Origin of the sequence: Winogradskyella arenosi (assembly GCF_003337305.1) — a bacterium.
Taxonomy (GTDB): domain Bacteria; phylum Bacteroidota; class Bacteroidia; order Flavobacteriales; family Flavobacteriaceae; genus Winogradskyella; species Winogradskyella arenosi.
The window spans coordinates 992,770-1,016,924 of sequence record NZ_QPJO01000001.1; the positions used below are offsets into that span (position 1 = coordinate 992,770).

Genomic DNA, 24,155 nt, shown 5'->3' on the forward strand with positions numbered 1-24,155 from the left:
ATAACGCGGTTTTTTTTAAGAATGATTACGAAGTATTTAAGATTTTGATTTAGGTTGATCTCTATTCATTTCTGTGATGTCTATCTCAGAAGGTTCATAATTTAAAAAGTGTTTACTAAAATGATCTGCTCGCAACCAAAATGAATACTCCGTCATGCTACCAAAACTATGACGTTGTCCAGGCATAAGCATAAAATCGAAACGTTTATGAGCTTTTATTAAAGCATTAGCCATACGTATCGTTCCACCAGGGTGTACATTGTTATCTACATCTCCAGTAATAAGCATTAAGTGTCCTTTTAAATGCGAAGCTAAAGATTGGTTATTATCTATAAGGTACTTGTACTTTACGTTACCATCATCATCCATTTCTTCTTGAACACCATGATGTGTTTCACTCCACCAACTATTGTAGATATTGTTGTCATGGTTTCCGGCTGAAGAAACGGCGGCTTTGAAGAAATCAGGATACACTAACATTGCTGCTGTAGACATAAATCCACCTCCAGAGTGCCCATAGATTCCTACTTTATTAATATCAATAAAGTCATGTTGGTCTGCTAATTGTTCGGCAACATGTCTTTTATCGGCCAATCCGTAATCTCTTAAATTACCATATCCGAAGTTGTGGTACCATTTAGAACGGTCTGGATGTCCACCACGGTTTCCGGTTGTAACCACGATAAATCCAACTTGTGCCATACGATCTAACCGATCCATACGCACAGAGAATGATTTATTTACAGCTTCAGTTTGAGGTCCTGGGTAAACGTATTCTAAAAGCGGATATGATTTGGTTTCATCAAAATCGAAAGGTTTATACATCACCCCATAAATATCCGTAATTCCGTCGTCTGCCTTTACTTTAAAGGTTTCAGGGAATCGGTAGCCGGCCGCCATAAGTTGTGATAAATCGGCCTCTTCTAATTCCATAATAAGTTTTCCGGTATTAGATCTTAATTCCGATTTAGGAACCGTATTCACTCTAGAATAATTACTGACGAAATAGGCATTAGAGTCGGCCATATTTGTACTGGTATTGTAATCTCCAGGATTCAGAGCTTTTAAGCCTGTTCCGTTTAAGTTTATCTTATATAAGTGTTCGTAGTACGGATCTTGATCTTTAGGAATACCATGAGCCGTGAAATATAAGGTTCTACTTTTTTCATCAACACCAATAGCACGTTCTACGTGAAATGATCCTGAAGTAATTTGATTTTTAAGACGCCCTTCGGTATCATATAAATAATAATGTGCCCAACCCGAACGCTCAGCCCAATGTAACATTTCGGTCTCGTTGTTTAGTAAAACTAAAGGACGCGATTCTATATAGGTATTAAAACGCTCTTCAATAAGCACTTTTGTAGCTCCAGTATTAATGTCTGCTACACAAATGTCAAACTTCTTACGATCTCTACTAATAGTATTGTAATAGATTTTACCTTTTTTAGATAAGAGAAGTGCAGGTGCAAAGTCGTCATCATAGCTCGATTTTAAGCGGGGTTCACGGTAAACCTGAATGCTTTGTTGCTTCACGGTATCTAATTGTACTTGGATACTGCTTTTAGATGGAATATCAAAAACATGAAGTTCTGTTTTGTAATACTCATCTTCTCCTGGCATATGGTATTTATAAGTTTCTAAAGTAGGGCGTTTGCTAGAGGTGGTATTTATAACCCAAAGATCTTTTATGTGTCTAGAATCGGTTCTTTGGAAAACAAACTTTTTGGAGTCGTGAGACCAAATTCCACGTACGGCTTTACGCTTGTCCTTGTTTTTTACTTTGTCTTCATTGGTTTCTCCACGACCGCTACCTCCAAAACTGTAGTTTTCTTCACCATCTTGTGTCCATTGGTTTTCTACAATAGTAGAATCCTTTTCATTTTTAACGGCTTTTAAAAAGTTAGCCTTATCCATCCAATACAAATTGTAGTGCTTTGAGAATAAAACAATGGAACTGTCTGGCGCAATGTTGGCCCATTTTTTCCAATGTTCTTTTTCTTTCTTTTTATGATCTAAAACTGTTAAGCCATTACCGCCTAATTGGTACTCAAAGTGGTAAACTTTATTTTCTTTTTTAGGCTTTTCCTTTTTTCGCTTTTTAGTTGAAGTTGTATCGGTTTCCTTATCGGCATCCTCATTTGAAGGTTCGGCATCTACTTGTTCTGTAGAGGTAACATAGAAACGGATAGCGGTTTCGTTATTTACAAATTCGAAATCAAATTTTGGTAAATGCTGAGCATCATAGGGGTCTTTAGTGATTTCCGTAAGCCATTGTGCCATTTTTTCGTTGTCGAAAAGTGTTTTTTTACTACGCTTATCTGCATCTACGATATAATACTGAGAGCCTTCTGAAGTTTTATATTGGTACCAAAAGCGGTTTCCATTTTTAAGCCAATGAGGACGTACTGAAGTTGAGTGTACGAGTTTGGCTAAGTTGGTTGGCGAGAATTTTGCTGCTGCTCTGTAATTAGGTGTTGGGGTGGGGTTTTTAATGTCACTATTTTGAGCGTTTATAACACAAAGAAATAAACTAAAAAACAGGAGACTTAGTGATTTTTGCATGCTTTGTAAAATTGTTTAAGAGGTCTAGATTTTAATTCTGACTAAATTACTTTGAATATTATAAAATTAGGAGATATTTAACATTAGCCTAACGAATTCTTTGGCTTAGTGCTGTGCTTATAAGACGATATTAGTATCTTTAAATTTCTAAAAAGACAATAACATTGCGTTGGTTTAAAAAAGATCCCCTTCAGATTATAGGTTTTCGAAGTTACGGAACCGATACCCATTTTTATGCTAGAGGTCGTGCTCTAGAAGATGAATCTATTGATTTAGAAGATCAGCATATTTGGCACCTTATTGTGAATACCTGGAAGCGTTTTGAAACGGATGAAATTAAAGGTGTAGGCTTAGATCTAAAATTACCTGATAACACTATTATTAAAGTTACAACCGACGATAGTGGTTATTTTCTTGCGCAAGAAAACATCAACGGCTTAAAGGCTTTAGCCAATGATGAAGGGTGGTTATCCTTTGAATTATCTTATAACGATGCGACTATTAAGCGTACCATTCAGAACCGTAATCGATTTCCTTCTGAAATTTTAATTCCGTCGCCTAAGGCCGATTTTGGTGTGGCCAGTGATATTGACGATACCATATTACATACAGGTGTGGTGTCTATTTTAAAATGGCGTGTAATTTATAATTCTATTTTTAGGCATGCCAAACATAGAATCCCTTTAGAAGGTTCTGCGGAATTTTACCATAAACTACATCGTGGAGCGTCGGGTAAGAATGCTAATCCTATTTTTTACGTAAGTCATAGCCCTTGGAATTTATACCGTTATTTAGAACTTTTTTTACGACAGAATAATTTTCCGAAGGGCCCTATATTATTGCGAAGTTTGGGGAATTTACTTCGTAAAAAACCTCAGGATGAAAAGCCGCAAAAACAAAAAGAAATTTTAAACCTCCTTAAAACTTATCCTAATTTACCCTTTATTTTAATTGGCGATAGTGGAGAACACGACCCCGATATTTACATGGAAATTGCAGAAGAATTTCCAGACCGCATTTTAGCCATCTATCTGAGAAGTGTAAAACATAAAAAGAAGATGATTCGGGTAAAAGGACTGATAGAAAACTATAAAACCACTCAGGTTTTAATGGTTGAAGATAGCAAGGAAGCTATCGCCCACGCTAAAGCACATGGGTTTATCGCTTAAACTATGTTGTAGGTTAGCCCAATATATGGGATGAGCTGTGGTAGGATTAATAAGTAATGATTTTAAAATCTGGGGCGCTTTAGAATAAACCATTGATTTCAGCATCAATTCTATTGATAATGCCACCTAAATCTTCCGGATTAGCCACAAAGTCTAAATTATCTACATCAATAATTAAAAGATTGCCTTTGTTGTATTTAGAAATCCAAGCTTCATAACGCTCATTAAGTCGACTTAAATAATCGATACTAATAGAGTTTTCATAGTCACGACCACGTTTTTGAATCTGATTAACCAAATTAGGGATAGAACTACGTAAATAGATGAGTAAATCAGGACCCTTTACATAAGATTCCATAAGTTCAAAAAGAGAGGAATAATTTTCAAAATCACGGTTGGTCATTAAGCCCATAGCATGCAAGTTAGGGGCAAAAATATGCGCATCTTCATAGATGGTTCTATCTTGAATAATGTCTTTCCCGCTTTCGTGAATGATGTTAACTTGTCTAAATCTGCTATTTAAAAAGTAAACCTGAAGATTAAAACTCCAACGTTCCATCTGATTGTAAAAATCATCTAAATACGGATTGTCAACGACATCTTCCAACTGTGCTTCCCATTTAAAATGTTTAGCGAGTAATTTTGTGAGCGTTGTTTTTCCAGCTCCTATATTTCCTGCAATAGCAACATGCATAACTTAATTGATTTTTAGTTGGTAATGACGTAGTACATTTTCGTGGTAAAGATACAAGGTTTCATTGGTTACCAAAAACTGTTTTATTAACAAATTAGGTTGTTCCAAAGGGTATATACTGTTGTCGTTTTTTTTAAGGATATATAATTTGTCTTTAGATTTTAAAACCAAATGGGCCTCGCTAAAAGCTAAGCGTTCATATTCAAGATTCGGGAGTTTATGGATAAGACTTCCGAAGTAATTATAGACATAAAGAAAACGCTCTGTAAGGAGGTAACAGTAGTTGTAATCGCTCTTAAGGTCTAAGACATTAGAGGGGATAGGCACGGTTTTAAGCTTTGTTTTTTGAGCTTTATAATCATAGAGTTCTAAATAATTATAATCTTGATTAAACAACCAAAGGGTGTTATGGTAGCCCATAGAAATGAACGATACATTACGGTAAGGTTGTGTAAGATTAAAGTCGATTTTAGAAATTTCGGCCAAGCGATTATCCAAAATAATAACCGTATTAAAATCCTTATAAAAAAGATTCATTTTTAAAGGATTAAAGGTATTGGCGGAAGTGATTTCACCAAGCTGAAAATTGGAATAGGTAATGGTTGTATCCTTTGTTTTTTTATGAAATGAATTGTTATCCGTACTGTAATAAAGTGTTTTAAAATTATCGACCCCAAAAATGGTTTTTGCGTGAAGTTGGGTTGAATCTATAAGCCTTGTTGAAAATGTGTTTTGACCTTTAGATTGTGAAAAGCCGAATACGCTAAAAAAGATAAAAATATAAAACAGCTTCTTCATGGCTTTTGGTCTTGTAAGGATGAAAAATACAAAATTTGAATGATTCTTTTAGACATCAGTCTTGGCTTTCTTGGGATGAAGCTGTGATGTACTCATAAAAAAACACCTTAACCAATGAAGGATAAGGTGTTTGAAATTAAAAATGAAGGGATTTTTTTAAAAACTTACGGTTTAATAACCTTGAAGTTTTTAGTGGCTTTACCAGAGTTTACAGTAACAATGTAAATTCCAGAGGCCAAATTAGAAAAGTCAACACTTGTTGACGTAGCGTTTATGGTTTTAGTTAGTACAGCTTTACCTAGCAAGTTGTTTACGGTAACCGTTTCAATAGGTTCATGGTAGTTTAAGTTTAAAACCTCATTAACCGGGTTTGGGTGAAAACTAAATTGTGATTCATCAAAATCTTGAACACCTAAAGTTGAGGCATCGTAAGCCGAAATTCTGAACTTACCGAATTGCAAAGCCCAACCCCAGACTCTAATATAAACCGTTTCACCTGGTGTTTTATCTGTAAATAAAACACCAGCTAAAGGATCCCCTCCAATAACAAATTGGTCATTACAGTAAGCTGTTGTTGTGTTTGGTGGTGGTAAATTATAATAATAAGGTTCTAAGGTTTCAGCACCACAAGATCCTGTATACATTTCCATAACCGTATCATTAATGTTGGTTTCTGTAGGCTCAAGGCGTGTTTCTACAGTAAAGTTTCCAGACTCTGGTACAACAACTGTAAACCAAACATCTCTACCGCGTGTTGTAAAGTCTAAAGTTCCACAACTTGGGTAGTTAGACTCGTAAGCATCTACAGTTGCAGAGGTGTTGGTAGCAACAATATAATTGTCTTCAAAACTCTGTCCTACAGTAAGTGCAATTGGTGTAGCACAGCTGTCATTTGTTGGAGCAGGTGGTGATTTGTAAGCACATAAATCGAAATAAATAGCTTGTGAAGATTGTGATGATGTTACACTGATATAATACGTTTCTTCAGCATTTAAATTGGCCAATACAATATCTTGACACTGTACGGTTGGTGAAGGGTAATCTTCAGATAATGCATTTAAGTATCCTGGTGTTCCGCTGTAAACTCCAATATAAGTTGGTGCAGATCCATTAACTAAGGTTGTTTTAAAAGTGTATTCTGCAGTTTGTGATGGCGTAAATTTATACCAAACATCTGGATTAGATGTACTACAGATGGTTTCGCTACTATAGGTTGCACTTGTCGTATATCCTAGAGATGGGTTTTCACAAAGTCCAAAAGTAGACTCTTCTAATCGGTCTGCGTTTAAAGCTTCATCATTAAGTGGAGCTTCAGGGAAAGGATAAACACAAAGTCTATACTGAGTATTTTCAAAAGCACCTCTTAAGTGAATATAATAGGTTTCACCACTGTTTAAAGTCATATTTGAGTAACGTGTAGAACAGCCTGTTGTGGTCGTTAAATTACCTGGTGTTCCTGTGAAAATGGCAATTCTTACATCGTAAGTACTTCCGTTTAAGGCTTCGGTTTCAATAGCGTAAGTTTGGGTTTCGGTTGGTGTAAAAGCGTACCATGCATCAATCCATTCGTCATATTCAGGACTTAAACATGTAAATTCTTCAGATTTAGTAAAACCAGCAAAGTTTCCAGTTTTTTCATTTTCACAATTAAAATTTACAGAAGCATTCATTGGAGTGGCATCAATAGCTTCATCAGTTTGCGCGCTTACAAAATAGCTTAGCGAAAGCGCAACGATTAAAAGTAACTTTTTAGTCATAGTTAGATGTGATTTTTGTTCAAACAAAATTCAAAAAATAGAATTGCAAATTGTTATATTAAGATTCCATTAACTTATCGTTAACCTATAAGGCCTTTGTAAAGTGTGTTATAGTAAATATGTTTACGCTAAATTAAGCTAGTTAATGAATTAACAAGGCTTATTAAGGTCTAAAAATTAAATTTAAAATCATGAGAAAAAACTACTTACTGCTACTTTTTGTAATGCTTTGCTTAAGTGCAGGTGCTCAAACGGTCTTAATTGATGACGTTACCTTAGGGGTTACTTCTAATTCTTACCAAGAATCTCCCATTGATGCTGATGATAATTATTCTTATTCGCAAAATATCTATTTGCAGTCAGAAATTAATCAAGCCGGTACCATTTCTAAAATTACATTTTATACCAACGGAAATTTAGAAAACTCCAACGATCTTGTGGTGTATATGGCAGAAACGACTAACGATGTGCTAGAGTCGACCTCAGGATGGTTGCCTTTAGAAGACTTAACGCAAGTTTATGCTGGGACAGTAAGCGTATTTAATAATGAGGTGAGTATTATTTTAGATACCCCTTTTGCTTATTCTAATATGGCAAATTTAATGATTGCTGTAGATGAAAACCAAGAGGGTAGTGATACGAACGATTTTATAAGCCATAATTTAGGATATTCTGCAGCATACGGTAGAGTTTTACATTACGGCAATAATACTACCAATCCAGATCCGGCTGCGCCACCAACAGGAGTTTTAGATTATTATAGAGCCAATATAGAGCTCGATTTTAATACAATTTCATGTTTACCACCGAGTGCTATTGAAATCTCAGATCTTACGGCATCTTCTCTAAATGTAAATTGGACGTCTGCCGCAACATCATGGGATTATGTGGTGCAAATTGCAGGAACTGAGAATCCTGATGCTGCAACCACAGTAGAAACCACGTCTAATGCTATTGAAATTACAGGTTTAACCTCTAATACGGCTTATGAATTATATCTAAGAGCAGATTGCGACACTGATGGGGTAAGTGAATGGGTAGGGCCACTTTATTTTAGAACGAGCTGTGGTGTTATTGCTGATTTTAGTGAGAATTTTGATGCCATGCCAGACGATTTAGACACGCCTTACTGTTGGTCTACTATTTCAACGTCTACCGGAACCGCACCATCTATAAAAGTGAATGCAAGTAGTTCACAATCGTATTCTCCAGAAAATTATTATGAAATGGTGTTAAGCGCCGATGATACGGTTTATTTAATTTCTCCAGAGAGCACTACGATTGCCGATGGAACACAACGTGTGGAATTTGCAGCCAAAGTAAACTCTACCAGTTCAGGAGATACGACGTTTAAAGTAGGTTTAATGTCAGACCCTACGGATGCTTCCACCTTTTTAGAATTAAGTTCTTATTTATTGAGTAATTCTTCTGAAAACACTAATAATTACGCACTGTATGCGGTAAACATCCCTTATGACGCTACAAGAACCTATTTGGCTTTTCATCCTGAAACCACATCAACCTATAACAAAACGGTGTATTTAGATAATATCGTACTTACCGCTCAACCAACGTGTTTTGAGTTATTAGATGTTACAGCCTCTAATATTAGTGCTACCGCTTTTGATCTTAATTTAACCTTAGATTCTCAAACCCAAACGGAATGGGAAATTATTGTAAAGCAAACTGATCTAAACTTTAATCCGGCTTTAGAAACAGCACTAGTGAGTAATAGTTTAACAACAAATATTACGGTAGACTCTGATGGTAATGCATTAATCCCTAATAGCCCATACCGTATTTTTGTACGTGCCCAATGTGAGGCTACAGGAAGTGAAGGCTCGGGGTATAGTACCTGGTTTGGACCTTATGATACACGAACCGGTTGTGCAGCATTTACAGCGAATTTTACAGAAGGTTTTGAAGGCTATGAGGATGGCGATTTTCCATTCTGCTGGAATAAAATCACAGACTCTACAGGCTCTGAATTGGCCGAGGTAAACAGCTCTTCATCTTATGCGCATACGGGAGAAAATGCTATAATTTTTAATCCTGGAAACGATGCCAATGCCACGATGTTGTTAATCTTACCAGAATTTCCTGCTGTTAATGATGGGACACGTCGATTAGAGTTTTTTGCAAAACAGAATTCTAGCTCTGCTCCATTTGCCGATTTAATTATTGGTACAATGAGTGATCCAACAGATGCGTCTACGTTTGAAGCAGTTTCAACAGTTTCAATAACCGCAGGAGGATTTAGTTCTGAATTTTTAGAATATGGTGTTAACCTTCCAATGCATTCCGATGCAGATGCCTATGTGGCGATTAAGCATGGTGTTGGTGAAGCGGCTAACAGAACCATTTATATTGATGATGTGGCCATTGTAAGCCAACCAACATGTTTGGAGGTGGTTGATGTTGAGGTGACTAATGTATCCACAATGACAGCAGATGCAACTTGGAGTTTAAATACCGGACAAACCGATTGGCAGTACGTGGTGCAAGCTTCAGGAACAGAAAATCTTGATGCAGCAACACCTGTAGATGTGACGTCAAATTCTATTACTATTTCAGATTTAGATAGTAATACGGCTTATGAATTATTTATAAGAGCAAATTGTGGAACGGATGGATTTAGTGTGTGGTCAGACCCTGTATACTTTAGAACGAGCTGTGGTGTTATTGCTGATTTTAGTGAGAATTTTGATGCCATGCCAGACGATTTAGAAACGCCTTACTGTTGGTCTACTATTGCAACGTCTACCGGAACCGCACCATCTATAAAAGTGAATGCAAGTAGTTCACAATCGTATTCTCCAGAAAATTATTACGAAATGGCCTTAAGTGCAGATGATACCGTTTATTTAATCTCTCCAGAGAGCACTACGATTGCCGATGGAACACAACGTGTGGAATTTGCAGCCAAAGTAAACTCTACCAGTTCAGGAGATACAACGTTTAAAGTAGGTTTAATGTCAGACCCTACGGATGCTTCCACCTTTTTAGAATTAAGTTCTTATTTATTGAGTAATTCTTCTGAAAACACTAATAATTACGCGCTTTATGCGGTAAACATCCCTTATGACGCTACAAGAACCTATTTGGCTTTTCATCCAGAAACCACATCAACCTATAATAAAACGGTGTATTTAGATAATATCGTACTTACCGCTCAACCAACGTGTTTTGAGTTATTAGATGTTACAGCTTCTAATATTAGTGCTACCGCTTTTGATCTTAATTTAACTTTAGACTCTCAAACCCAAACGGAATGGGAAATTATTGTAAAGCAAACTGATCTAAACTTTAATCCGGCTTTAGAAACAGCACTAGTGAGTAATAGTTTAACAACAAATATTACGGTAGACTCTGATGGTAATGCATTAATCCCTAATAGCCCATACCGTATTTTTGTACGTGCCCAATGTGAGGCTACAGGAAGTGAAGGCTCGGGGTATAGTGCCTGGTTTGGACCTTATGATACAAGAACGGGTTGTGCAGCATTTACAGCGAATTTTACAGAAGGTTTTGAAGGCTATGAGGATGGCGATTTTCCATTCTGCTGGAATAAAATCACAGACTCTACAGGCTCTGAATTGGCCGAGGTAAACAGCTCTACATCTTATGCGCATACGGGAGAAAATGCTATAATTTTCAACCCTGGAAACGATGCCAATGCCACGATGTTGTTAATCTTACCAGAATTTCCTGGAATTAATGATGGATCACATAGACTTGAGTTCTTTGCAAAACAGAGTTCTGCTTATGCACCTTTTGCCGATTTAATTATTGGTACAATGAGTGATCCAACAGATGCGTCTACGTTTGAAGCCATTTCAACTGTATCTATTACTTCTGGTGGTGGATATAATGTAGAATTTTTAGAATATGCTGTAGACCTTCCATTACATGCTGATGGTGATGCTTATGTTGCAATTAAGCATGCTGTAGGAGAAGCGTCAAATAGAACAATATATATTGATGATGTTACTATTACCGATGTGAGTTTAGGAGTGAATGATTTTGATCTTAATTCTTCATTAGTACTTTATCCAAATCCTGTTACACACACTTTAAATATTGAAGGAGATCATATTGAAACCCTTACCATAATGGATATTAACGGGAAGCGCATAATGACACAGGCGACTTCAAACAACCGTGTGAATGTTTCAAATTTAGAATCTGGAATGTACTTTTTAAAGGTTACAGATACAAAAGGAAATAGTGTTATTAAAAAGTTTGTTAAGGCGTAAGGATAAATAGCAAATTAATCCGTTCTTAACTTAAAAGCAGCTAATTTATTAGCTGCTTTTTTAATTTTATTTAGTTATAATTATTGTCAATCCGAAATTCTAATCCGGCACCGCGATAACTTTTTATGGAAATGGAAGGGTCGGCTTTTAAATGTTTTCGTATTCTAGAAATAAATACATCCATACTTCGGCCTGAAAAGAAATTACTATGGCCCCAAACCTTCGCTAAAATTTCTTCTCGCGGTATTAAGGTATTCTTATTTTTAAACAAGAAATAAATGAGTTGTGCTTCTTTTTCTGTGATTTTAGAGGTGGTCTCTGCAAGGGTTAAAGTGAGATTAACAACGTCTAATTGAAAGTTAGCAATGCTAATAAGACTTTCGTTTTCGGTATCTAGACGAATTGTTTTTTGCTGTGTGGTTCGTTTTATAATATTATTAATCCGCAGAATAAGTTCTTCAACCTCAAAAGGCTTGGTAATATAGTCGTCGGCGCCCAAACTGAGTCCCTTTATACGGTCTTCTTTAGTTTTTCTGGCCGTAACAAATAGAAAAGGAGTTTCATTGTTAATTTTTGAAATCTTTCTGGAGAGTTGAAACCCATCCATTAAAGGCATCATTACATCTATGATGCAGATATCATAGGTATGCATTTTAAATAATTCTAAAGCCTCTGTGCCATCTTTGGCCCATATAACTTCAAACTTATTCAGTTCTAAATATTTTTTTAAGGCAGCACCAAAATCAATGTCATCATCAGCCAGTAAGATTCTCTTTTCCATGATTAGTAGGGATTTTCAAAAAGAACGTTGAGCCTTGTTTTTCTTTGCTTTCAACATCTATAATTCCATGGTGAGCTTTTATAATCTGACTGCAATAATAAAGCCCTAAACCTAAGCCTTTATAATCATGCTTGTTCTTTTCACTCAACCTATAGAATTTATCAAATATAAGTTTTTTATTCTTTTTTGAAATTCCGATGCCATTATCCGATATGGTTATTACACTGTAGGCTTTTATAGTCTTTAATTCAACCTTAAGCACAGTGCCTTCAAACTTAACCGCGTTATTTAAAACATTGATGATAGCCGTACTGATAAAAAACTTATCAATTAAAATAGGAGTATCGGAAGGTTCTATGACTCGTAAAAGCTGAATTCTTTGGGGTAAGGTTAATGAAAAATCATCACAAACTTCATCTATAAATTCAGAAAGCAATACCGGTTCTAAGTGAAGATTAATATGGTTGTAACCTAAGCTATTATCTACAACCTGATCAATAAGGTTTTGAAGCCGTTTATTTTGTCTGTTAATAGTAGCAATAGCTTCATCTGAAATGGTTTTATCATCTTTAGCGTATTTGTTAGTTAAGGTTTTTGTGGCAATAGATAAGGTGGCCAAAGGCGTTTTAAGCTCGTGAGTAATATTATTAATAAAATCGGTTTTAATCTCCGAGATCCGTTTAATCTTTAAGAGATTTCTAATGGAGTAGCTGACTAAGGTGATAATAAATACAAAGAGTAAAAAAGCAACGAATAAAAGCAGCAGTAGTTTTTTTAGCATGATGCTATCCCAATCAATTATTTTCATGTAGAGGCTTGCTCTGTAGGTAATAACTACGGTTTCTAGATTTCCACTGGCATTGGTAAAGCCTTTATCAAAAGACCAGTTCCATGCGTTAATTAAATAGCCTTCGTCTACAGGGAAATCGGTTCCTAATAAAAAGAGATCAGGGTCTTCGTTTTCGGCTAAAATCGTTTCCTTTTCGCCATTTTCATAGGTAAATAGTATTAAGGAAGCAGACCGTTTAAACAGAACATTTTCATGCAAGCCGAAGTGTTCAGCACCTTCTTTAAAATAGTCTAAGAAACCTTTATTACTTTCATTAGCAGCATTTTTTAAGGTTTGTATAAGTGCTTCTTTATTAATTTGGCCTTTGCGGTACTCGGGGATTTTATCTACAAATTCAGTACGGTAAGCCCATGAAATGGAGTCTACATAAGGGTTTTGTACAATGCTGCCTATTGTCATTCTAGATTCTACGGCAAAACTATTTTTCCTTAGATCATAGGTATTAAAAATTAAATACCCTTGCATGGTCGTTAGGGCTATTAATGTAAAAATAGCTCCAGCAATCAGTGTTTTAGATTTTATTTGCATAGCGACAATGTACCATAAATGCGTAAACTGTGTAAAGCAGCCTTAGGTGTTAACTTATTATTAACCGTAGCCAAAAGACATTATGGTTTTTTAAATGTCGAAGATACCTAAAATATTACAGAGAAGTTTTCAATGGTTTAATCCGTAAGTTTATACCCAAAGCCACGGACATTAATAATCTGTAGGGTGTTATCTTTAGAAAGTTTTTTACGGAGTTTGCTAATAAAAACATCCATACTTCGGGCAGAGAAAAAATCGTCAGTACCCCAAAGTTTGTTTAAAATCACAGAACGCTCTAAAACGCGATTCTTGTTTTTTATCAGATGAAACAAGAGGTGCGCTTCTCTATGGGTGAGTTGGACATGGTCACCCTCTTTAAATTTAAGATGCTGTTTAGGAAAATCGAATGTGTAATTGCCAATAGTAATGACTTCTGAATGTGTTTGAGTTTTTGTTCGACTCACAAGATTATAAACCCTAACAATTAGCTCTTCAATACTAAATGGCTTTTTTAAATAATCGTTTCCACCAATTGAGAAGCCTTCAACCACGTCTGTAGTTTGCGACTTGGCAGTTAAAAATATGATGGGAATCGTATCGTCTATGGCTCTAATTTCTTTAGCTAAGGTAAATCCATCTTTTTTGGGCATCATTACGTCTAGAACTAAAATTTCTGGGGATTCAGATTTATATTTTTCAAAAGCTTTATCGCCGTTTTCGCAAAGAATGACTTCAAAATCTCGTGTTTCTAGACTTTCTTTGAGTATTTGTCCTAATGCCGCTTCATCTTCGGCCAATAGCAATTTGATTTTATCAGCCATTTGGAAGAGAGATTTTAAATGTGGTTAAATTTTCATGAAGTTCTAAGCTTATAGACCCATTGTGCTTGTCAATAATAGTTCTGCTGTAATATAAACCAATACCAAAGCCTTTTACATCATGTGTATTGCCTTTTGGTACGCGATAGAATTTATCGAAAATCTGGTCTTTATTTGCCTTAGTTAAGCTGCTTCCGTTGTCTGAAATTAGAATGTCAAAATTATTGCTCTTTGGCAATAAGTCAATGGTTATAATATCTCCACCATATTTTATAGCATTATCTAACACATTATTTAATGCGTTTTCGATATGAAAAATATCAGCATTAATAACCAAACTTTCAAGCTGTATAGTGTTATTAAATGTTTTATCTGGAAATTGCATTTTATATCTATTAATTAAGGCTTCAAGTAATGTGATAAGTTCAAATTTTTCCTTGTTCAGTTCTAAACTGTCACTATCTAAGGTTGCGGTTTCTAATAGTTTCTCGACCATAATATTCAACTTTCCTAATTGCTCCGAAGACATGTTCAGGTATTTTTTTGTTTTGGCTTTATCGTCAATAGCATTAAAATTGCTAATACTTTCTAATGCTGCACTAATGGTGGCAATTGGGGTTTTAAACTCGTGAGTAATATTACTAATAAGGTCATTTTTAACTTCGGCGAGTTGCTTTTGGTGTTTAATGATTTTTAATAGGTAGAATAGACAACTTATTATGGCTAAAACCAAGAGGGTTGAAATTAAGATGCCTCCGACCATACGATATAAAATAGCTTTGGTGGTGTTGGTAAATAAAATGGTTAAAAATGTGCCTTTTGGAAGGAATCTAGATTTTGTGTCTGTTTGCAAATAATCATCAGACATATGGTTAGGGGTAAATTCTGGTAAGGATCGGTTTACGCTAAAATAATCAACGTCACGTTGGATGTCTTTATAATCTAAATAAAAGTCGACATTGATGCTTTTGCGTTCTAATTCTTCAGCTATTAATCCTTCAACAGCCTTTACGTCAAGTGTGTCATTTTTTATTGAAATCATCACTTTAGAGGTCAGAAATTCGGCATTTTTTAAATTAACGTCTTTATCATCGGTTTTTAAACTATCTATTTTTAATTTAAGTTGATCTATTGATCCGGGATTGTGTATTTTATTGTGAGCTTCTGACATTGAATCGGCCTTATGCCCTCTAAAGATTGTTATCCCTTCAATCGAATTTGTATCCAAAGCATCGAGGTTGGTGAACTCTTTATTAGATTCATCAATGTTTTTTAAAAATTTTTCCAGCTCACCACTATCTTCGAATGCATTTTTTTGTCGGTCGCCTTCAAGAATAAAACCAAAAGTAGTGCGCTCTGCTAAAGCTGTATAATAATCATCTACCGCTTTATCTAAACTAATCTGCACGTCATTGATTAGCTGTTGTTTATTGGTCTGGTAGTTTTTATAGTTCCAATAGACTTGTATCCCAATCGTAGCCATAATTACAGCAATAATGGTGTATAAAATCCATTGGTATCTTTTATTGTTCATGTTTCATGTGTTGATATGTATTGTTTTTTACAGTCGCATGGTACATCCATATTATTACTTCATTAGGTGTCAAAATCTAGATATGGATGTTTCAAATGTATAACGATATTATTTAGTAAAAGTTAACGGTTAACACACGTTAACACTAGTTAACCTAAAAGCCCGTTCTTAGGGGGCATATTTGTAACATATTAATCATAAAACTATAAAAAATGAAATCAAAAATTCGTGACTATTTTAGTCCAAAAAAAGCGTGCACTTATTTAGTATTATTAATTACTGTTGTTGGATATAGTCAGTCTAAAGTTGAGGAAAATACACTAAAAATGGATGGGATTAATATTGAAGTTACAATTGATTCAGTTGAAGACCTCGAATCTACTTTTAAACCGGAGGATATAGATGAGCTATTTAAAATGATGACTAATAATGAAGAATTGAGTCTTACTTTAAACTGTAGTTTTTCAGAGGTTAAGAATAATTTAAAAGGTAGCATGACGTATTCTGTTATAGGACGTACCAATGAAAAAGCAAAATTTCTAAAGAATATTGAAAAAATAAAGGCCACTGCATTGAAATTTTATAATCTTAAAAACAGAAGATAATGACGACAATTACTAGAGTTCTTATTTTAATTTTAATAGGTGCCGTTTCATCTATTAACGCACAAGATTTTCAAGGTGTAGCAACTTACAAAACCCATCGCGATTTTGATATTAAAATGGATAGCACCAAAATGAATGATGCTATGCAGAAGCAAATGATGGAAATGATGAAAAAACAGTTTCAAAAAACGTACCTGTTAACTTTTGATAGATCATCTTCAGTTTACAAGCAAGAGGTTGAGTTAGATAAACCACAGATTGGTGGTGGTTTTCAGATGTCTTTGGGTAATAGTGGTTCTGATGTTTTTTATAAAAATATTAAAGATCAAAGTTATATAGACCAAAAAGAAACTATGGGTAAGAAATTCCTAATAAAAGATTCTATTGCTCCCATTGAATGGCAATTACAATCCAATACTAAGCATATTGGGGAGTACATGTGTTTTAAAGCAACATATACAAAACAGGTTCCTAAAGTGAATTTAAACTTTAATAGTAAGCCAGATATCGAAGATGAAAATGAGGAAGAGAAAGAACCAGAAATGGAAGAGCGAATTATAACAGCTTGGTACACACCTCAGATTCCTGTAAGTAATGGTCCTGCCAAATACCAAGGGCTTCCTGGTTTAATTTTAGAAATACACGATGGAAAACTAACTGTTATCTGTAGTAAAATTGTTATTAATCCTCAGGAAAAATTAGAGATTGAAGAACCTACTAAAGGTAAAGAAGTCTCGCAAAAGGAATATGATGATATTATGGAAAAGAAAACCAAAGAAATGATGGAACGTTACGCTCCAAGTAGAGGATCCAAAGATGGTGCGATTCATATTTCAATAGGTGGTTAATTTTCTTAACATAAGTTTAACAGAGTTGCGTTTAACTTTTCTTCATTTCGAGAGTCTTACGTTGCGTGAGATTAACCAAATTCAATGTTGAGTTTGACTATACTAATAAAGATGAAGAAATTACCGCTAAAGATTACATTATTATTTACTGTATTTATGGCTAGTGCTAGCCTATTTGCGCAAGATTTTCAAGGAAAGGCCTACTATATGTCTAAAACCACTGTAGATTTAGATCAGTTTGGTGGTCAGGATATGAGTGCTGAACGTAAGAAGCAAATTCAAGAACGAATGAAAAGCTTTTTAGAAAAAGAATACACGCTAACCTTTACAAAATCGGAATCTATTTATAAAGAAGAAGAAAAGTTAGAAGCTCCTGGAGCCGGTGGCGGACGTCGTGGATTTGGCGGAAGTTTTACAGGCGGACCTAAATATAAAAACGTTCAAACTAAAGAGGTTATTCAGAATCAAGAGTTTTTCGGAAAACAGTTTTTAATTAAAGACGACTTGAAAAACCTAGAATGGGTCATGGGAACAGAAACCAAAAAAATTGGTCAATATACATGTTTTAAAGCCACAACGACCATTGTACCAACAGGTGTAGATTTTGCAAGTTTTAGAGGTCCTAGAGGTGGTGATAAAGACAAAGAGAAGGATTCTACGGCAAAAGCGCCTAAAACTATAAATGTTGTAGCATGGTATTCGCCTCAAATTCCTGTAAACCAGGGGCCCGATGATTATTGGGGACTACCAGGATTAATTTTAGAAGTTAATGCAGACCGCACAACTATCTTATGTACTAAAATAGTTTTAAATCCTGCTGAAAAAGAAACCATTGATAAACCTAAAAAAGGTGAGGAAGTGACTCAAGCAGAATATACTGAAATCACAACTAAAAAAATGGAAGAAATGCGTGAAATGTATGGTGGTCGTAATGGTCGCGGTGGCAGACGTGGCAGAAACTAATATGAGATAAACATTATTCCTGTGTGGAGCCACATTATATTTCAGCTCTAAACCTAACCAACCTAAGCCAAAACATAATATGAAAAATATTTTAACACTACTATTTTCAATAGTGGTTATGAGTTCTTTTGCCCAAATTAAAATGCAAGGAATTGTAAGAGATAGTATTGGAGAGCCATTAGAATTGGCCAATATTATTGCGATTAATAAATCTTCTAACGCTTTAGAATCTTACGCCATTACAGATGCTAATGGAAAATATATGATCTCCTTAGGAGAAAATGGAAGCTATAGTATTCAAGTGAGTTATATCGGTTTAAAATCTGTAGACGCTTTGGTAGAAACACAAGAGGCTGATATTACAAAAGATTTTGAAATGTTCACCGATAATATGCTAGATGCGGTGGAGTTAACTTACGAAATGCCTGTTACGGTAAAAGGAGATACTTTAATTTATAATGCCGATTCCTTTAAAAGTGGTACCGAACGTAAGCTTGAAGACGTTCTTAAAAAATTACCTGGAGTAGAAATTACGTCTGAAGGAAAAATTGAAGTAGAAGGAAAGGAGGTAACCAAGCTTATGGTGAATGGTAAAGATTTCTTTGATGGCGATTCTAAATTAGCAACTAAAAATATTCCTTCTAATGCGGTAGATAAAATTCAGGTGCTGCGTAATTATGCTGAGGTAGGTCAACTAAGTGGTGTGCAAAACAACCAAGACAACGTAGCTATTAATATTAAACTTAAAGAAGGAAAAGAAAACTTTTGGTTTGGTGATGTCACGGTAGGTAGTGGTGTAGCACCGTCTCCTAATGACGAGTTATACCTTGTGCAACCAAAGCTATTTTATTACAGCCCAAAATACAGTATTAATGTTATTGGCGATTTAAATAACACCGGTGAGGTGGCTTTAACAGGACGTGACATTAGAAATTTTGGAGGTGGCTTTAGAAGCCCAAGTGCTAATAGTGGTACTAGCCTTAATCTTGGTGATAACGGCTTAAGTGGTTTAACCAATGTGGGCGATTCGCAATCTATACAGTCTAAACTTGCCGCTGTTAACTTTAGTTACGCTCCAAATAAGGCCTTAGATTTAAGTGGGTTTTTAATTTATAACGCCAATCGTTTAAATACAAGAGAAGAAAGCTTTGTACGTTATACTAATCCAGAACTTGGAATTCCTGATGAAGAAACGATTCAAACCGGTAGAGAAGCTACCAATCAAGGATTAGCTAAGTTAAGTGCTAGCTATAAACCTAATGCTAATAATCAATTAAACTATGACGTTTTAGGTCGAATTTCTAGCGACTCTGAAACGCAAAATGAATACTCTTCTGTAGTAGGAAATACAAACCAACTTGATGAGGCAAAGCCATTTAGTATCAATCAAAATTTAAACTACTATTACACATTAAACGAAACTAATATTTTTGCTTTAGAAGCACAGCATTTAATAAAAGATGAAGATCCTTTTTATAATGTTATAGGTTTAAAAGACGAAGATACTTTTGAAAGTACAGCAATGAGTTTAGGTTTAGATACGGACCAATCGTATTACAACTTAAATCAAGAGCGTCGTATAAAATCTAACCAATTAGATGCAAAGTTAGACTACTATAATATCTTGAATTCTAAGAGTAACATTAACCTTACCTTAGGAACAATTTTAAGCAAGCAGACTTTTAACTCTAATATTTTTCAGTTCTTAGATGACGGATCCTACTTTGACCCAACGGCGAGTTTAACGGATGAGGAAGGTGAAGTTTTAAGGAATGAAAATGATACGGAATATAACTTCAGTGATATTTACCTTGGTTTTCATTACCGTTTAAAAACAGGGAAGTTTACCATTACGCCAGGATTCTCATTGCATGCTTATGGTAATAAAAATACACAATTTTCTGAGACTTATGAAGATAATTTCTTCAGAATATTACCAGATTTTGAAACGCAAATTCAATTTAAAAAGAGTGAGAGTTTAACCTTCCGCTATAATATGAAAAATGCGTTTACAGATGTTACTAACTTGGCAGAGGGCTTGGTACTAAATAACTATAACAGCCTGCAGTATGGTGAATCTCAATTACAAAACGCTTTATCACACAATTTAAGTTTGCGTTATTTTAGTTTTAACTTATTTAATTATACCAATGTTTTTGCTATACTTAACTATAGTAAAAATATAGACCAAGTAAGATCTTACACTAATTTTGATAACGTTATTAGAACCAATACTTATTTCAATTCTAATTTTGCAGATGAAAGTGTAACGGCTATAGGACGTATACAAAGAACATATGGGAAGTTACGTGCAAGTTTACGTGCTAACTTCAATTATAGCAAGAGTAATCAATTTGTAGAAGATGTAAGGTCTGTAAATGAAACATTCTCTCAGAGCTATACTCCAGAATTAAGGACTAATTTTAGAGAAGCGCCTAATGTAAGTTTAAAATATCAGTTTAGTATCTCAGATACAAAACAGGGAGAAGATAACGATACGCAGTTTATTACCAACGCACCATCTGTAGAGTTTGATGCTTATATATGGAAAGCATTAACTTTTAGAACGGACTATTCATACACAAGTCAGAGTAGTAATGTTGGAGATACACAATCGTATCAGACCTGGAATGCGACTTTAGCATATAGAAAAAATGATGATGCAAAGTGGGAATACCAATTGCAAGCCACCAATTTATTAAATATAGATTCTGAAGTGAATAACGGGTCGAGTAATATTTCGGTTTACAGTTCTGAAACCTTTATTTTACCAAGATTTATAACGTTTAGATTGACGTATACCTTATAAAACGGGATCGTTTCAATTAAAAAAGCCTTCTAATCAAAATTAGAAGGCTTTTTTATCCTTTGAAATAAAAATTTACTAAGCTTTTAATGTTCTTCTTTTTGATCTTGAACATAGGCTTTAGATTTTTGGGTAACATCTTCTAAAGTTCCTTCAAATCTTTTTTTAATACTTACTTTTTTTCCGTTTTCAATTTTGGTTATTGTAACCGTTGCTTTTGCTAAATTTTCAATGCTTTCTCCTTCTTCTTCTTCTTCTTCTTCTGTTTCTATAAAAATGGATTCTGTAACTTCAATAGTATTATTGGTTGATGCCAAAGCTGTTTCTGTGCTGTGAGTCCCTAAAATAGGAGCAATCACCAAACCAATTAAACAGGTTAATTTAATTAGAATATTCATAGATGGTCCTGAAGTATCCTTAAAGGGATCACCAACCGTATCACCAGTTACGGCTGCTTTATGGGCGTCAGAACCTTTAAATGTCATTTCGCCATTGATTTCTACGCCAGCTTCAAAAGATTTTTTAGCATTATCCCAAGCCCCTCCGGCGTTGTTTTGAAAGATGGCCCATAATACACCAGAAACGGTTACGCCGGCCATATAACCGCCTAACATTTCAGCAATAAGTAATCTATTCATTCCAAAAAGAAGGGGCGCAAAAGCAATAATTAAAGGAAATCCTATGGTTAATAACCCGGGAAGCATCATCTCTTTTAAAGAAGCCTTAGTTGAGATGGCTACACATTTATCGTATTCTGGGGTTCCCGTACCTTCCATAATGCCCGGAATATCTCTAAATTGTCGTCGCACTTCGTGGACCATTTCCATCGCTGCTTTACCAACAGCATTCATAGCTAAAGCGGAAAAGACAACGGGAATCATACCGCCAACAAATAGCATTGCTAATACAGGCGCTTTAAAAATATTAATGCCATCAATTCCGGTGAATGTAACATAAGCGGCAAATAGCGCTAAGGATGTTAAAGCAGCAGATGCAATAGCGAAGCCTTTACCTGTTGCAGCGGTGGTGTTTCCTACAGCGTCTAAAATATCCGTACGCTCTCTAACAATAGGATCTTGTTCACTCATTTCAGCAATACCACCGGCATTATCTGCTATAGGACCAAAGGCATCAATAGCCAATTGCATGGCGGTGGTGGCCATCATCGCTGAAGCCGCTAAAGCGACACCATAAAAACCCGCAAATTCATAAGAAGACCAAATGGCTCCAGCGAAAAGCAATACCGATGGAAATGTAGAAATCATTCCGGTAGCCAAACCTGCAATAATATTGGTTCCGGCTCCAGTTGAGGATTGTTGTACAATTTTTAAAATAGGATTTTTACCCAAACCGGTATAATACTCCGTAACGGAAGAGATTACAGCTCCTACAAGCAGTCCAACCAAAGTAGCATAAAAGACGCGCATGGCAGAGATTTCTACTAAACCTTCCCCAAAAAAATGCATTTGCATCTTGGCAGGCAACATCCAATTTACAAGTAAAAAGCATGAGATAGCTACAAGTATGATGGAGGTCCAATTTCCAATATTTAAAGCCCTCATAACTTGGGCTTCCTTAGCGTCGTTAGATTTTATTTTTACCAACATGGTTCCTAGAATCGAAATAATGATACCAACCCCAGCAATAGCCATTGGTAAAAGAATTGGGCCTATACCACCGAAAGCATCATTTATGGCGCCGCCCATATCTTTGATGATATAATTTCCGAGCACCATGGCAGCCAAAACAGTGGCAACATAAGAGCCAAATAAATCGGCCCCCATTCCGGCAACATCACCAACATTATCGCCTACGTTATCAGCAATGGTTGCGGGGTTACGCGGATCGTCTTCAGGAATTCCGGCTTCAACTTTTCCAACCAAATCGGCACCTACATCAGCGGCTTTGGTATAAATGCCGCCCCCAACTCTTGCGAATAAGGCAATGGATTCAGCACCTAAAGAAAAGCCCGCTAAGGTTTCTAAAACCACCGTCATGTCTAAGTTATTGGTCCAAGTACTGTCCATAAAAAACCAAAAGAAGAAAATAAAAAAGGCGGTTAAACCTAGTACGGCTAGCCCTGCAACACCAAGCCCCATAACAGTTCCACCTCCAAAAGAAATTTTAAGCGCTTTTGGTAAACTGGTACGAGCGGCTTGTGTAGTTCTAACATTGGTTTTTGTGGCTATTTTCATTCCTATGTTTCCTGCAAAAGCAGAAAATACCGCCCCGAAGATAAAGGCTACAATAATGAGCCAATGGGTGGTTGGAACTATAATAGAGACTAGCGCTAAAAGTAGGGCAACGATAAAGACAAATACAGCAAGGAGTTTATATTCTGCATTTAAAAATGCCAAGGCGCCTTCGTAGATATGGTCCGCTATTTCTTTCATCTTACCATCCCCTGCGGCCTGTTTCATGACCCAAGATTTTTTTATAAGCATGTAAATTAGGCCCAATAGTGCTAAGACTATAGGCATATAAATCATTGTTACTTCCATAGTATAATAGTTTAATAAGTGTAAGTTACTAGCCTAGTAAAAGTAATGAAAATCAAATATATTTTTACGAAAAAAGCAATATCAATTGCTTGATATTGCTTTTTTAATAATCTAACCTGTTAAAAATAAGGATTCTTAAATCTGTAATTTAGATGGTAAATGTGCCTTTGGCCTTGTGCTCACTCTGATTGTAACGTTCTACACATTCGTGGTAGATCTTAATTGCTTCAGCAGCATCTCCCCATCCACCAGTATCAACTTTTTTCTTCTCTAAGTCTTTATATACTTTGAAGAAATGCTCGATTTCTTTTAATCGGTGCGGATTTAAATCGCTAATGTCTTTGTTGTTGCTCCAAATAGGATCTGAAACAGGAACACAAATAATTTTTTCATCTGGCCCTTTTTCATCCGTCATATGGAATACACCAATAGGTCTAACTTCCATAACCACCATTGGGTAAGTTGGCTGGTGTCCTAAAACTAAAACATCTAAAGGGTCGCTATCTAAGGCTAATGTTTCTGGAATAAAACCATAGTCTCCAGGATACATCATTGACGAAAAAAGCATACGGTCAAACCTAATTTTGTTTAGTTTGAAATCATATTCATATTTATTACGACTTCCTTTAGGTATTTCAATTAATACATCGAAAGTTAATTCTTCTGATTTTGACATGTTTTA

The 24,155-nt window shown here is 35.4% G+C and carries 16 protein-coding genes; 6 read left to right on the forward strand and 10 right to left on the reverse strand.

The annotated features are described in order from the left end of the window. Positions 1 to 36: 36 nt before the first annotated feature. Positions 37 to 2,565 carry a S9 family peptidase gene (locus DFQ08_RS04140; protein ID WP_114308512.1) on the reverse strand — a complete coding sequence of 843 codons (2,529 nt, stop codon included), beginning with the start codon at positions 2,563 to 2,565 and terminating at the stop codon, positions 37 to 39. A 164-nt stretch (positions 2,566 to 2,729) separates the two neighbouring features. Between DFQ08_RS04140 and DFQ08_RS04145 the strand changes: the two genes are divergently transcribed. Then, entirely contained in the window at positions 2,730 to 3,734 is a 1,005-nt protein-coding gene (locus DFQ08_RS04145) for an App1 family protein (RefSeq protein WP_114308513.1), read from the forward strand. Between the two features lie 79 nt (positions 3,735 to 3,813). On the opposite strand, the gene DFQ08_RS04150 is transcribed toward DFQ08_RS04145, so the two are convergent. The 3 genes from DFQ08_RS04150 to DFQ08_RS04160 all read right to left on the reverse strand — a co-directional run bounded on the left by DFQ08_RS04150 (position 3,814) and on the right by DFQ08_RS04160 (position 6,983). Next, positions 3,814 to 4,428: a deoxynucleoside kinase gene (locus DFQ08_RS04150; protein ID WP_114308514.1), complete on the reverse strand. Its 615-nt coding sequence runs from the start codon at positions 4,426 to 4,428 to the stop codon at positions 3,814 to 3,816. 3 nt (positions 4,429 to 4,431) lie between these two features. Beyond that, complete coding sequence (locus tag DFQ08_RS04155; RefSeq protein ID WP_114308515.1) at positions 4,432 to 5,226, reverse strand: hypothetical protein; 795 nt, start codon at positions 5,224 to 5,226, stop codon at positions 4,432 to 4,434. Positions 5,227 to 5,390: 164 nt separating this feature from the next. Next, on the reverse strand, positions 5,391 to 6,983 hold the full coding sequence (locus DFQ08_RS04160) for a T9SS type A sorting domain-containing protein (protein ID WP_114308516.1): 1,593 nt from the start codon (positions 6,981 to 6,983) through the stop codon (positions 5,391 to 5,393). Between the two features lie 191 nt (positions 6,984 to 7,174). Here DFQ08_RS04160 and DFQ08_RS04165 point away from each other — a divergent pair, with 191 nt between their 5' ends. Then, on the forward strand, positions 7,175 to 11,239 hold the full coding sequence (locus DFQ08_RS04165; protein ID WP_114308517.1) for a T9SS-dependent choice-of-anchor J family protein: 4,065 nt from the start codon (positions 7,175 to 7,177) through the stop codon (positions 11,237 to 11,239). 70 nt (positions 11,240 to 11,309) lie between these two features. Here DFQ08_RS04165 and DFQ08_RS04170 read toward each other — a convergent pair whose 3' ends face one another. The 4 genes from DFQ08_RS04170 to DFQ08_RS04185 form a co-directional block, all read right to left on the reverse strand. After that, complete coding sequence (locus DFQ08_RS04170; RefSeq protein ID WP_114308518.1) at positions 11,310 to 12,020, reverse strand: response regulator transcription factor; 711 nt, start codon at positions 12,018 to 12,020, stop codon at positions 11,310 to 11,312. Further along, positions 11,995 to 13,398: a sensor histidine kinase gene (locus DFQ08_RS04175; RefSeq protein ID WP_114308519.1), complete on the reverse strand. Its 1,404-nt coding sequence runs from the start codon at positions 13,396 to 13,398 to the stop codon at positions 11,995 to 11,997. The genes DFQ08_RS04170 and DFQ08_RS04175 overlap by 26 nt, the downstream gene beginning before the upstream one ends. A 137-nt stretch (positions 13,399 to 13,535) precedes the next feature. Next, the gene (locus DFQ08_RS04180) at positions 13,536 to 14,219 is read right to left on the reverse strand and encodes a response regulator transcription factor (RefSeq protein WP_114308520.1); all 684 of its coding nucleotides are present in this window, start codon (positions 14,217 to 14,219) and stop codon (positions 13,536 to 13,538) included. Further along, positions 14,212 to 15,750, reverse strand: a complete 1,539-nt coding sequence (locus tag DFQ08_RS04185; RefSeq protein ID WP_114308521.1) for a sensor histidine kinase — start codon at positions 15,748 to 15,750, stop codon at positions 14,212 to 14,214. The genes DFQ08_RS04180 and DFQ08_RS04185 overlap by 8 nt, the downstream gene beginning before the upstream one ends. Positions 15,751 to 15,962: 212 nt before the next feature. On the opposite strand from DFQ08_RS04185, the gene DFQ08_RS04190 reads away from it, so the two are divergent. The 4 genes from DFQ08_RS04190 (at position 15,963) to DFQ08_RS04205 (ending at position 20,975) form a co-directional block, all read left to right on the forward strand. Then, on the forward strand, positions 15,963 to 16,355 hold the full coding sequence (locus DFQ08_RS04190) for a hypothetical protein (protein WP_114308522.1): 393 nt from the start codon (positions 15,963 to 15,965) through the stop codon (positions 16,353 to 16,355). Further along, positions 16,355 to 17,203: a GLPGLI family protein gene (locus tag DFQ08_RS04195; RefSeq protein ID WP_114308523.1), complete on the forward strand. Its 849-nt coding sequence runs from the start codon at positions 16,355 to 16,357 to the stop codon at positions 17,201 to 17,203. Before DFQ08_RS04190 ends, DFQ08_RS04195 begins: the two co-directional genes overlap by 1 nt. Positions 17,204 to 17,314: 111 nt before the next feature. After that, complete coding sequence (locus DFQ08_RS04200) at positions 17,315 to 18,166, forward strand: GLPGLI family protein (RefSeq protein ID WP_114308524.1); 852 nt, start codon at positions 17,315 to 17,317, stop codon at positions 18,164 to 18,166. 79 nt (positions 18,167 to 18,245) lie between these two features. After that, on the forward strand, positions 18,246 to 20,975 hold the full coding sequence (locus tag DFQ08_RS04205; protein WP_114308525.1) for a TonB-dependent receptor: 2,730 nt from the start codon (positions 18,246 to 18,248) through the stop codon (positions 20,973 to 20,975). 83 nt (positions 20,976 to 21,058) lie between these two features. Here DFQ08_RS04205 and DFQ08_RS04210 read toward each other — a convergent pair whose 3' ends face one another. Both DFQ08_RS04210 and DFQ08_RS04215 read right to left on the reverse strand, forming a co-directional pair. Next, positions 21,059 to 23,473, reverse strand: coding sequence for a sodium-translocating pyrophosphatase (locus tag DFQ08_RS04210; protein ID WP_114308526.1), 2,415 nt, complete (start codon positions 23,471 to 23,473; stop codon positions 21,059 to 21,061). A 148-nt stretch (positions 23,474 to 23,621) separates the two neighbouring features. Next, positions 23,622 to 24,149: an inorganic diphosphatase gene (locus DFQ08_RS04215; RefSeq protein WP_114308527.1), complete on the reverse strand. Its 528-nt coding sequence runs from the start codon at positions 24,147 to 24,149 to the stop codon at positions 23,622 to 23,624. Between the last annotated feature and the right edge of the window lie 6 nt (positions 24,150 to 24,155).